This is a genomic window from Flavitalea plasmicola (assembly GCF_030546645.1).
Lineage (GTDB): Bacteria > Bacteroidota > Bacteroidia > Chitinophagales > Chitinophagaceae > Puia.
The window spans coordinates 372,713-386,370 of sequence record NZ_JAUOTO010000009.1; the positions used below are offsets into that span (position 1 = coordinate 372,713).

At 52.7% G+C, this 13,658-nt stretch carries 6 protein-coding genes; 5 read left to right on the forward strand and 1 reads right to left on the reverse strand.

What is annotated here, in order from left to right:
- Positions 1-38: 38 nt before the first annotated feature.
- The gene (locus tag Q4E93_RS30940) at positions 39-950 is read right to left on the reverse strand and encodes a decaprenyl-phosphate phosphoribosyltransferase (protein WP_303591816.1); all 912 of its coding nucleotides are present in this window, start codon (positions 948-950) and stop codon (positions 39-41) included.
- Positions 951-1,081: 131 nt separating this feature from the next.
- On the opposite strand from Q4E93_RS30940, the gene Q4E93_RS30945 reads away from it, so the two are divergent.
- From Q4E93_RS30945 to Q4E93_RS30965, 5 genes are all read left to right on the forward strand, one after another.
- Positions 1,082-2,794 (forward strand): hypothetical protein, encoded by a 1,713-nt coding sequence (locus tag Q4E93_RS30945; RefSeq protein ID WP_303591817.1) that lies wholly within the window; start codon positions 1,082-1,084, stop codon positions 2,792-2,794.
- Between the two features lie 28 nt (positions 2,795-2,822).
- Positions 2,823-4,961, forward strand: coding sequence for an ATP-dependent DNA helicase RecG (recG, locus tag Q4E93_RS30950; protein WP_303591818.1), 2,139 nt, complete (start codon positions 2,823-2,825; stop codon positions 4,959-4,961).
- A 47-nt stretch (positions 4,962-5,008) separates the two neighbouring features.
- A complete protein-coding gene (locus Q4E93_RS30955; RefSeq protein ID WP_303591819.1) occupies positions 5,009-8,743 on the forward strand; it encodes a DUF7948 domain-containing protein in 3,735 nt (1,244 codons plus the stop codon).
- Between the two features lie 32 nt (positions 8,744-8,775).
- Positions 8,776-12,498, forward strand: a complete 3,723-nt coding sequence (locus Q4E93_RS30960) for a DUF7948 domain-containing protein (RefSeq protein WP_303591820.1) — start codon at positions 8,776-8,778, stop codon at positions 12,496-12,498.
- A gap of 103 nt (positions 12,499-12,601) precedes the next feature.
- On the forward strand, positions 12,602-13,633 hold the full coding sequence (locus tag Q4E93_RS30965) for a PorP/SprF family type IX secretion system membrane protein (RefSeq protein WP_303591821.1): 1,032 nt from the start codon (positions 12,602-12,604) through the stop codon (positions 13,631-13,633).
- Positions 13,634-13,658 lie beyond the last annotated feature (25 nt).

Below are 13,658 nucleotides of genomic sequence, written 5' to 3' on the forward strand. Positions count from 1 at the left end.
GATCTGATTTTGTCAATAAAAATATCACATGGAATGAGCTATCGCCCTGAATTCATGTGTACGGATTTCTCAAAAAAGGTAATATCTTTTAGATATAGCAGCAAAATAAAGCTGGCGATCCACAGGACTATGGAGATCTGGATGAAGCGGTCTTTATAGAGGATCTTAGTAGGCGAGCCGGAGTCGGAATGGACGTAAATGATCTGGAGGTAGCGCATGAGGCCCGCCATGACGAACAGACCGGTGTAGTACAGGCGGAACGTGCCCAGCCTGGCTTGCACCAGCGGGTTCATGGTGTACATGAAGTAGGCGACGATGATCACGGCGGAAACCAGGGACAGCATGACATTGACAAATTCCAGGTTGTAACCTTTGACCGCCTTGCGCATATCGGTGCCTGTGCTGATCTTCAGCAATACGTCGTCCCTTCGTTTGCCCAGGGCCATGAACACAGCCAGCAGGAAGACCATGATGACGACCCATTCCGTGAGGTTGACATCACCTGCCACGGACCCTGCCTTGATGCGGAGGACGAAGCCGGCCGCCAGGATCATGATATCCAGGATGGGAATGGATTTCAGGCCCAGGCAATAACCTATGTTGATGGTGAAATAGATACTGATGACGAAGAGGAATTTCAGGCTGATGAACCAGGAAATCGCAAATCCGAGGATGATGAGCAGGGCACAGATGACAAGAGCGGCTGGCTTGCTGACGGCGCCTGAGGCGAGGGGGCGGAAACGTTTGGTAGGGTGTTTTCTATCGTCCTCGATGTCCCTGTAATCGTTGATGATATAGATGCTGCTGGCGATGCAGGAGAAAGCCAGGAAGCCATAGGAGATCATCAACAGCTTGTCAAAATACAATAATTTACCAGCAAAAAAGAGCGGTACGAATAAGAATAAATTTTTTGCCCAATCCTTTGGTCTTAAGAGTTTCAGGTATGCCACTGCATTTAATTATCGCGACAAAGTACAAACAAAATGACAAAATTTATAATATTGCTTTTAAATAATGCAATAAATTAATCTTTTACCCATTTATCCCTGCAGTATTGTATTCTAACCCGAAAAGTATATATATGTCCCCTAAGCTCACGGCCAGACTAGAGATTTTCATCATCGTTGTACTGGCTTTTGTGCCTCTTTTTCTGCGGTTGCCCTACCGGGTGAATATTTTCCTATCCTGGGAAGGCGCCTATAGGATCAGCCAGGGGCAGCTGCCTTTCCGGGATTTTGGGACGCCGTTGGGGGGCATGTATTGGGTGGTACCGGCTATATTCTTCAAGCTGCTGGGTCCAGGAATGTTTACTTTGGTGAAAGCGCAGGTATTTATCAATATTCTGGCCGGATTGTCCTTTCGCAGCATTTTAAGGACACTTGCCGACAATGCGGGTATCCGGCTGGCTTCCGTGCTTTTGTTCTGTCTGTCCTATTCCTTTTTTAATTTCTGGCCCTGGTATAATCATTCGGTGATCGTGTATGAGCTGGTGGCCCTGGCTTGCCTGTTCCGGTGGGTGAGGCCCGACCTGGAGGTTTCGGCAGGCGGGCGGAGTCGTTGGCATATCGGGTGGCTGGTGGCTGCCGGGGCATTTACCGTTGCTTCCTTTCTTACGAAGCAGGATGGCGGAGGGCTGACCTTTTTCATCTGCTGTGCCCTGCTGCTGGTCTATGGGTTGACCGGTGGGGGGTGGAAGGGTTTATTGGTCTATATCGTCAGTTTTTTTGGGGTTCTGCTGCTGGTGATCCTGCCTTTTCTTTCGCATGGATTCGGATACTGGTTCAATCATGGTCAGGCGCCGCATACGGCGAGGGTTTCGGCCTATGATATCGCGGAAGACTTTTTTGGCGGAAGCCAATGGATCAAGTTCTATCTGTTCCTGCTGGTCGTGCTGTGTCTTGCCTGTTTCCGGGATATGGCCGGGTTGCGGCGGGAGAAGCGGTTGGTGTTACTGGTGGTGCTGACGCTCGGTATCCTTGGCGAGGCGGCCATCTTTCAGGTGACCAGCTATACGCCGCCGGACAATAACATTTTCTATCACAGTTTTGCTTTCGCCTGTTTGTTCACATTGGCGGCGCGGCTGACAGGGATCAATTTTGCCACCACGAGGATGGCGGTGGTGCTGGCGGCCGGGATCCTTTTATGGTGGAGCGGGGTCTGGTGGAAGTATACGAACCGGCTGGTGGCGCGCATCATTCCTGCGCGCAGTCAGCAACATGTGTCACCGTCGGGTGAGAATGTCGTTAATAAATATACCTATACGATCAGCAGGGATACCGTTCGGGACATACCGGTGGAGCAGTGGATCGAATGCGGGCTGCCTGCCTTTAACCGGATCTATATGCCGGCGCCTACTGTGGCGGGGATCCATAGAGTCATGGCTTTGAGCCGTGAGCTACGAGCTACGAGCGGTGAGCTGCGAGCTGCGAGCAAGGGTTTGAAGGTTTTGAATATGTGCGAGTTGACGCCGTTGGCGGCGGAGATACCTTTTTCGCTGGAGAGGAATTCCGAGCTGCCCTTGTGGTATCATCTGGGAGTGGGTATGTTCAACCGGCAGGCGGAGATCCTGGAGAAGCGGATCGGGGAGCATTATTATGACCTGGTCCTTTTTGAGGATATCCCCACTTTAAATAATTTCTATGCCTTCCGGGTAGGGGATTCCCTGCGCCAGCACTACAGGCTGGTGGATTCTTTCGTGGCTCCGCGGCGTGGTCCCGAGACGCAGGGAAAGATCCTGGTCTATGTCCGTCCGGCGGATGGAGTCGCCGTAGCCGGAGACTTAAGGCGTCCGTGAGGTAAGATGTGTTAATTTTGGCGAAATTTTGTCTATCAGCACTGTCGCCTCCATACTCAGCAATCCCATTGAATACCTGAAAGGGGTAGGCCCGTACAGGGCGGAGCTTTTGAACAAAGAGCTGCAGATCTTCCATTTTAATGACCTGCTGAACCTCTTTCCCTATCGTCATGTCGACAGGACCCGGATCAACCTGATCAGGGATATACAGCACGACACGGAGTATATCCAGGTGGCGGGTCGTATCGTGAGCGTAGGGGTAATGGGGGATAAGCGGAGCCGTAGGCTGGTGGCCGAGCTGAAAGATGCGTCCGGGGTGTTGGAACTGGTGTGGTTCCAGGGGATCAATGGGCTGCAAAAGCTGGTACAGGTGGGCAGTGAATTCCTGGTATATGGCAGGGTGAGCTTTTTCCAGGGTTCGCCTCAGATAACGCACCCGGAGATAGAATCGCTGGTCAGGGAGGCCAGCGGGCAGGCTACTTTGGAGCCAGTGTACCCCACCACTGAAAAACTGAAGGTAAAGGGGTTGGGGGGCAGGCAATTAGGCAAGCTGACCCAGACGCTGCTGGGCATGTTGAAGGAAAAGGATATGCCGGAGAACCTGCCGGAATCCGTGATGGCCTATCCCGATCCGGCCGGAGGGGGCACTTTACGTCATCTTTCCCGATGGGAGTCGTATCAACAGATCCATTTTCCCACCCGGCCTGACCTATATCAACGGGCGCTGACCCGTCTCAAATTCGAGGAATTCTTTTTGGCGCAGGTACGGCTGGGGATGATCAGGTCCAAGCGGCATCGTTATTCACAGGGAGTGGTATTTACGCAGGTGGGGGAGATGTTCAACAGGTTCTATAGCGAGTATCTGCCTTTTGAGCTTACCGGGGCGCAGAAGCGGGTGCTGAAGGAGATACGCCGGGACACCGGCTCCGGCCGGCAGATGAACAGGCTGTTGCAGGGAGATGTGGGCAGCGGTAAGACGATGGTGGCATTGCTGGCCATGCTGCTGGCTATCGACAATGGTTACCAGGCCTGTCTGATGGCGCCTACGGAAATATTGGCCCGGCAGCATTATGAAGGCATTACGGCGCTGCTGAAGGAGATGCCGGTGGAAGTGCGGTTGTTGACGGGATCTTCCAAATCCAGGTCCAGGAAGGAGGTGCTGGACATGGCCCGGGAGGGGAAGCTGCAGATCCTGATCGGGACGCATGCCATCCTGGAAGAATCCGTTCAGTTCAGTCGTTTGGGGCTGGCCATTGTGGATGAGCAGCATCGTTTTGGCGTAGAGCAGCGGGCCCGACTCTGGAAGAAAGCGGCCATACCGCCACATGTGCTGGTGATGACAGCGACGCCAATTCCCCGGACGCTGGCGATGACCGCATACGGGGATCTGGACTACAGCATAATGGACGAATTACCGCCTGGAAGGCAACCTATTTCCACTGTTCATCGTCTTGATGATAGAAGGTCCCAGGTGATGGATTTTATCCGGCACGAGATCGGTAAGGGGAGGCAGGCCTATATCATTTTTCCCCTGATAGAAGAGTCGGAAAAAGTGGATTATGAGAACCTGATCAGAGGATATGAGAACATTAAGGCATGGTTCCCGGAACCAAAGTATTGGATCAGCCGGGTTGACGGCAGACAGAAGCCAGCAGAAAGGGAAACGAACATGCAACGTTTTCTCGTAAATGATACTCAGATCATGGTCGCCACCACGGTGATCGAAGTAGGGGTCAATGTCCCGAATGCTACGGTGATGGTGATCGAAAGCGCCGAAAAGTTCGGCTTATCGCAGCTGCATCAGCTGAGGGGCAGGGTCGGGAGGGGGCAGGAGAAGAGCTTTTGCATATTATTAACAAGTCCGCGTTTAAACAAAGAAGCCAGAGAGCGGTTAAACACATTATGTGCGACCAACAATGGCTTTAAAATTGCTGAAAAGGACCTTGAGATCCGTGGTCCCGGAGATATCGGCGGCACCCGTCAAAGTGGGATGCTAAACTTTAAATTAGCTAACATCGTGCAGGACAGGGAGTTGTTAGAGCTTGCCCGGGAAATGGCGGAAAGGATACTGGATAATGACCCCGACCTGGAAGCAGCGGAGAACGTAGGGCTGAAGCATTTTCTACAGACACAACATGGTAAGACCCAGTGGAGCAAGATCTCGTAGGTGGGCGAAGGGCGATATTTCTTTTGTATAAACTGAAACTCAATAAATTGGGAAGAATCAGCCTTATTTTTCTGGTATTCAATCTTTCCGTCCTTTATCTCTCAGCACAATCCGGCTATTCCAACCTTGAGTTTGTTGAGAACAAGGGTCAGTGGGATACGACTATCAAATTCCGCGCGCAGATAAGCGTGGGGGCTTTTTTCCTTAGAAATGGCGGGTATTCGGTGCTGTTGCATGACACGGGTGACATGCAGCGGATCCATCATCTCTTGCATGGCGAGAAAGCGGGGGGTAGTGGTGGTAAAGGGGCTGTTGCCGCTGTATCAAGTGTGGGCAAGGACCGTCCGCCAATGGAAGGAGGAGGAGGGACGACGAAGCCCGATTATACGCTGCATTCGCACCTCTATCATGTCAATTTTGAAAATGCCAACCCTCATCCTGAGATGGTGGCTGAAAAAGCCCTTCCTTCCTACAACAATTATATGATCGGAGACCGTAAGCGATGGGTGTCGAAAGCCAGGCTTTACCTGGGGGTAACTTACAAGAATGTTTACGATGGGATCGATGTGCATTACTATACGAATGAGGGGGTGTTGAAATACGATATCATCGTGCATCCCGGGGCTGATCCGTCCCGGATCAGGCTGAAATATACCGGGGCCGACCAGCTGAGCATGAAGAAGGGGCGGCTGCTGGTGAAGACTTCGGTGAGCACTGTGACAGAGCTGGAGCCCAGGACATACCAGTCGGGGGACAAGGGAAGGGTGGAAGTGCCTTGCAGTTATGTGGTCAGTGATGGCAACCGGGTGAGTTTTAAGATAAAGGATTATGCTCCGGATGCCACGCTGGTGATAGACCCAACGGAAATATTTTGCACGTTCACGGGTAGCCGGAGCGATAACTGGGGATATACATCGACGTATGACAACGGCGGGAATTTTTATGCGGGGGGGATCGTGGTGGACTATGGCAGTTCTTTCAGCGGTGATAATTTCGGGGCAACTTCCGGCGCCTTTCAGCAACATTATGCCGGGGGGGATGGGTCTGAAGGGACTATACCACAGACGACGAACCCATATGATTTTGACGTGGCTATCATGAAATTTGATAATGTTGGCAAGACTATCCTGTATGCGACCTACCTGGGGGGGAGCGGCGACGAGCAGCCGCATAGCATGGTGTGCGATAACCAGGGCAACCTGGTGGTAACCGGGCGGACCACTTCCCAGAATTTCCCCACGGTACCTTCGGCGACGCTGCCACACAGCACCAGTGGGTTTGATCTTTTCGTGACCAAGCTGCGTGCGGACGGTTCCAGCGCGATCGGTTCACAGCGGATCGGAGGGACCAGCGATGACGGGGTGAACTACCGGCCCAAGTATGTGGCGCCGTTGGACGGAACGCAGGAGCTGCGGCTCAACTACGGGGATGACGGCAGGGGGGAGGTGATCCTGGATGCCTCCGGCAATATCTATTTAGTGACCTGCACCAAATCCTCGGATTTCCCCATGAAGGGGGCTTTCCAGCCGACTAACCGCGGGGCGCAGGAGGGGGTGGTGATCAAGCTGAGCGCGGATGTCAGTACCCTGCTGGCCAGCAGTTATCTTGGCGGCAATGGCAGTGATGCGTTGTTCTCGGCTGCGCTTAGTCCCACGAATAATGACCTGTATGTATCCGGGGGCACGATGAGCAATAACCTCCTTAACACCGCCGGAGCGATGGGGACGGGTAGCCATGGAGGTGTGGATGGCTTTGTTTCGCTGATCCGGGACAATGGTGTTGCGTTGTCATTACAGCGGACCTGTTACATCGGCACGGGAGGAACGGATATCATCTATGGGGTGCAGGTAGACAACAAGGGATTTCCATATATAACGGGTACGACTACGAGCGTTATTGCGCCTGTCAATTCACCCTTCAACCAGGGAGGGAACCAGGCTTCCGGCAAGCAATTCATCACCAAACTGCAGCCAGACCTTTCGGCCGCGGTATATTCGGCCAACTTCGGTCCCGGGAATACGCCTTATCCGAATATTTCCATTACAGCCTTCTTAGTGGACCGCTGTGAGAATGTGTATGTTTCCGGATGGGGCGGAGGCATCGGGCCCTCCGAGCGGTACAACAATTCCGGCACGATGGGGCTTACGCCGACGACAGGCGCTATCAAATCGACAACCGATGGAGACGATTTTTACTTTTTTGTGTTGCAGAAGAATGCGGCCAGTCAGCTATACGGCAGCTTTTTTGGCCAGAATGCCGGTGCATTAGGGGATCATGTAGATGGTGGCACCAGCCGGTTTGACAAGCAGGGAGTGATCTATCAGTCCATCTGCGCCAACTGTTATGGCCCTGCGAATATCTTCCCGACGACGTCGAATGTGGCGGCAAACCGGAATGGGACAGGGACGGAAGGATGTAATGAGGCGGCGGTGAAGATCGCTTTTAATTTCAGCGGTGTTTTAGCGGGATTGAAGCTGGCGCTGGATGGGCGGGGGGATACGTTGGGCTGTGTGCCGCTTACGGTCACCTTGACGGATACCATCCACCGGGCCAAGCAATACATATGGCATTTTGGCGACAATACGCCAGATCTGGCTACTACCAATAACTCTGTGATGCATACTTATACACAGGTGGGCATTTATAGAGTGATGTTGATCGGCATCGACAGCAACACGTGCAATGTGGCGGATACGGTGTATCAGAATATCACAGTGAAGAACAACCATGCTAACCTGGATTTTGGCTATGACAAGGTAGGGCTTTGTACGGACCTGAACTATGCGTTCCATAACACGAGTACGGCGCCGCCGCCCGCGCAGCCTTTTGGCAGCAATTCCTTTAAATGGATCATCGAGGGTACGGAGATCCCGGGCGGTGCGGTGACCAATGTCGTGACGCACCGATTCAATTCGCCGGGGACCTATGCTGTGAGCCTGATCCTCACCGATACGAATTATTGCAACGCTCCGGATACATTGACGAAGCAACTGTTTATCGCCACCAATGTAGATGCGCGGATCGGAACACCCATGACCGGCTGTGCGCCGTATTATGCGCACTTCGACAATAATTCGCTGGGGGGCCAGACGTATCTATGGGACTTTGGCGACGGCACGACCTCGACGGACCGGACGCCTCCCGACCATTATTATCCGAACCCGGGGCCAGTGACGGTGAAACTGACTGTCACCGACCCGGCCACCTGTAATGTAACGGATGACACGACGATCACCATTACATTGCTGGCAAAGCCTTCGGCTGATTATACCTGGGTGCCTGATCCTCCTGTGGCCAATACCCGTACGGAATTTACGCCGATCAATTCTTCGGCGGACGTGGTGAAATGGGAGTGGTTATTCGGAGATGGTGCGACGACCGTGAAGACGACACCGGATACGGTGCAGCACCAGTATAACGAGACGAATACTTTCCATGCCTGTCTGGTCGTTTTCAACCGGGAGAATTGTACCGATACGATCTGCCACGATGTGGCGGCCCTCATCAACCCGCTGCTGGATGTGCCGAATGCGTTCACGCCCGGCCGTTTTGGGCAGAACGGCATTGTAAAGGTGGTGGGATTCGGCATCGTCCGTATGAATTTCAGGATCTATAACCGGTGGGGGCAGATGGTGTTCCAGAGCAATAACCAGGAGATCGGGTGGGATGGGACCTATAAAGGGGCTTTCCAGCCAATGGATGTATATGCCTATACGCTGGACGCGGAATTTTTCGATGGTAAAAAGGTTTCGAAGAAGGGGGATATTACGCTTATCCGGTAGTGCATTTTTTCGTATATTGTAAAAAGGACAACTTGAAGCTACGCTATTACATATTTGCGATTGCGCTGATTGCCGCTGCCGCGCCCTGCCATGCGCAGGATGGCGCCGCCAATATTGAATTTGTCGAGAATAAGGGGCAATGGGACAGCCGGGTGAATTTCAGAGGGGAGATGAGCTCCGGGGCTTTTTTCCTGCAAAAAAATGGGTTTACCGTGCTGTTGCACAATGTTTCCGATCTGCAGAAGCTGACTACGTCCCATCATGGGCGTGGCCCTATGACCGGGGGCTGGGCGGGAGGAGCGGCGGGCGCCGGTAAAGCGGCTTCAGCGTCTGTCAGCAAGACCAAGCCGGGCGGTGGAAATCCCGGGGCCGGCGATACGGCGGATGTGCTTATCCATTCGCATGCTTACCGGATGACTTTTGCCGGCGCCAATGACGGGGTGACGATCATACCGGATAAGCCTGTACCTGGTGTCGATAATTTTTTCATCGGCAACGATCCATCCAAATGGGCCAGTAATTGTAAAGTATACCAGGGGGTTACCTATAAGAATATTTATCCCAATATCGATGTCCGATATTACACCGACGAGGGGCAGCTGAAATATGAGATCATTGTGCATCCCGGCGGAAATGTGGATCAGATCGCCATGCAATATGAAGGCGTCGACGGGCTGGAGATCAGGAAGGGCCAATTGCTGGTGAATACGTCGGTGGGGCAGGTGAAGGAACTGGCCCCTGTAACGTATCAATTCGATGAAAGGGGGCGCCTTCCCGTAAAATCGAAGTTCGTCATCAGGAATGGCAATACCGTTCAATTCAAGGTGGCCGAGTTTAATGCCAATGCTACACTGATCATCGATCCCACCCTGGTTTTCTGCACTTTCACCGGCAGCAAGGTGAGTAACTGGGGATTTACTGCGACGCCGGGCCCTGGCGGAACTTTTTTTGCAGGGGGTATTGTCTTCGGCGCAGCATTTCCCTGGAACACGGGGGCGCTGCAACCGCGCTATGGCGGCGGGCAATTCGATGTGGGCATTATGAAATTCAACAGCAGTGGTTCTACGAAAGTATATGCTACTTACCTGGGTGGTTCAGACAGTGAAACGCCGCATAGTATGATCACCGATGGATACGGCAACCTGGTAGTCCTGGGGAGAAGCTATTCCACGGATTTTCCTTATAAGACGAAGGAGGGAAGTGGCGGCGCTGCCGATATGTTCGTGGCGTTGCTGGATGCTTCCGGCAGTACGTTGACCGGCTGTATCCGGATCGGGGGATCGGGTAATGATTGTGTCAATATGAGCGATCAGGCGCGGGTCCATGATGAGCGGGCGGATTCGCTGATACGTAATTATGGAGACGATTCACGCAGCGAGGTTGTGCTGGATGCGACGAATAATATCCTGGTGGCGGCCTCGACACAGTCGTCCGATAAGAATGGTCTTTTCCCCATCAGGGGGGCCGTATTCCAACCTAATTTCGGCGGCGGCGGTCAGGATGGGGTGGTGCTGAAAATAGACCCCACCTGTAACCATATCATCTGGAGCAGCTTTCTGGGGGGATCGGCCAAGGATGCCGCCTTTGTATTGAAGCCAGATCCGCTGACAGGGGATATCTATGTTGCGGGGGCTACTACCAGCAAGGATCTTCCGGGCAACAAGAGCGGCGTGATACAGAGCGCCTATGCCGGAGGGGTTTGCGATGGATTTGTCTCCATCATTTCTTCGGACGGGCAGCAACTGAAGCGGACCACCTATTTAGGGACGGCATCCGCGGATGCCATTTATGGGATACAGTTCGACAAAGGCGGATTCCCCTATATCATGGGGACGACCAATGGGAGCTGGCCGACGACGCCGAATGTCCAGTTTATCAACCCGGGGGCCAAGCAATTTGTATCCAAGTTGAAAAATGATCTGTCGGGCTATATTTTTTCCACCACTTTCGGCAGTCCCAATGCAAAGCTGCCCAATATTTCCCCCGTAGCTTTTTTAGTGGACCGCTGTGAGAACCTATATGTTTCGGGATGGGGGGGATGGATATTAGGAGGACCGGATGAGTATGGGTTGTCAGGGACGATCGGGATGCCTGTGACGCAGGATGCCATCAAGAAGCTGACGGATAACAGGGATTTTTATTTCATTGTCATTAAGAAGAATGCCTCTGCGTTGCTGTATGGGACCTATTACGGCCAGGATGACAATTCTGCCAGCATCAGCGAGCATGTGGATGGGGGGACTAGCCGGTATGACCAATTCGGCATCATCTACCAGGCAGTCTGCGCCAATTGCAACGGCCAAACGGCCAAGCCTTTTCCTACTACTCCCGGGGTTTGGAGTCCCAGGAATGGAGCGGGCACGAATGGCTGCAATATAGCGGCCATCAAGATCGCCTTTAATTTTGCCGGCGTGGCTGCGGGATTGAAGGCTTCGGTCAATGGCCGGAATAACGACACTACCGGGTGTGTGCCCATGGATGCCGTGTTCGAGGATACGATACGTAATGCAAAATCCTATATATGGAATTTCGGGGATGGCGGTCCGGATACGGCTACCGCCGGATATGTCGTCCGGCATACCTATTATGCACCCGGGGTCTATAAGGTAATGATGGTGGCGATCGACAGCAACAGCTGTAATGTCCGGGATACGGCCTGGCGGACCGTAAGCGGGCGAACAGACAAGGCCAATCTGGATTTTAGCTATGCAAAGATGGGGGACTGTCTGAGCCTGAACTATGCGTTCACCAATCTTTCCACGGAGGTGCCGGGAGCCAAGCCGTTGACGGCTAACTCCCTGGTATGGTACTTCAGCGATAAGCCTTCTCCGCTGATACCCGCGGGACTTGTCAATAGTACGATCCAGCATCCTTTTGGTGCGCCGGGCACTTATTTTGTCAAGCTGATACTGGAGGATACGGGTTATTGCAACTCTCCGGATACGCTGACAAAGACGTTGAGGGTCTCACCCCTTGCCAAGGCGCAATTCGTTACGCCCCGGGTAGGCTGTGTGCCCTACCTGGCCAGCTTTGATAATACCTCCCTGGGAGGACTGACATTTGCCTGGGACTTTGGCGATCCCGGAAGCGGCGCCGCCAATACGTCCACGGATCCGGTGCCTACCCATCTGTATGAGAACCCGGGGGATTACACCGTCAAACTAATAGAATATGACAGCACCACCTGTAATAAGATAGATAGCACTACTTTCACCCTTACTGTTAGCCCCCGGCCGACGGCTGCCTTTACTTTCAGTCCTTCGCCTCCTGTGACCAATACGCCGATGGTATACACCAATGGTTCAGCGGGGGCGGTGCGGTACAAATGGGATTTTGGGGACGGGGATACTTTAATGACGACAACGATGGATACTATCCAACATTTGTATAAATTTACAGACAGCTTCAATGTGTGTCTTATAGCCTTTAACCGATTTGACTGCAGTGATACGGTGTGCCATACGGTAGCCACCCTGATCAACCCTTTACTGGATATGCCGAATGCCTTTACGCCGGGCCGGTTTGGACAGAACGGCATCTTCAAGGTGGCCGGTTTTGGTATTACCAAGCTCATGTTCCGGATCTATAACCGATGGGGGCAGCTGGTGTTCCAATCTTCGGATCAGAACATCGGGTGGGATGGGAACTACCAGGGGAACCCGCAACCGATGGGTGTGTATGTCTATACGGTGGAAGCGGAATTTTCGAATGGCAAGCGTGCGACCCGGAAAGGGGATCTGACCTTGCTGCGGTGAGCAAATTTAATGGGTCTTTAATGCGTAGAAAAGACAACCAAATACTAGTCAATAACGTTACTTAATACAGGTATCGGGGGCGGGGCCTCCCTAAAATGCGGGTGTGAAGAAAATATCAATTTTGGGGTGTTTTGTCATTCTGGCTGCGCTGCAGGGGCGGGCACAGGATCTTCATTTTTCACAGTGGTTCAATTCTCCCCTGACGACCAATCCTGCCAATACCGGGTTTATTCCCGATGCTGATTACCGGATAGGTGCGAATTACCGGGATCAGTGGTCTCCCATCATGGCTGTACCTTACCGGACCATGAGCATCTGGGGGGATGCCCAGGTATTTCGCAACAGGATCGAGAATGGCTGGATGGGGCTGGGCGGAGTGATCCTGAGGGATGAGGCGGGATCCGGGACTCTTACTTCCACGCAGGCCTACGGGTCTATAGCCTATCACCAGATGGTGGGGTTTGCCAGCCTGATCACCGCTGGCTTCAATGTAGGGTTTATCAACAAGCGGATCAATACATCCACCCTGAAGTTCCCCGACCAGTTCGATGGAAAGTTCTTTAACTCCCAACTGCCGACCAGCGTGGTCATTGACCAGCCGAATGTGACTTATTTCGATATGCAGGTGGGGCTGAATTATGCCTATTTTCCCACGAACAAGATGTATTTGAATGCGGGCTTTTCCGTACAGCATATCAACCGGGCGCGGGAATCATTCTTCAGTACGGATCCTTCCGGATTTGACAGCCGAATTCCCCGCAGGTATATTGGATTTGTGAATGCGAGCATCAAGGCCAGCGACCAGGTGATCATCAATCCCATGGGGTATTATACCAGCATGGCCAATTCATCGGAAGCTGTCCTCGGAATCAATGCCCAATACAATCTCAAGGATGATGGAGACCAGCAGGTGATCGGAGGTATATATTACAGGGCGGGGGATGCATTTATACCCATGATCGGCTTCATCTACAAGAACCTGAAGCTGACCTTCACATACGATGTCACCACTTCTTCCGTCAAGCATTATGACGGCGGGTTTGGGGCTTATGAATTTGCGCTAACCAGTCAGGGGTTCTACAACGAGTATAACGGGAACCGGAGGCAGTCGTTGTGTCCCACTTTCAAGCTTTAGAAGTATTTTGCACAAAATTTAAGGA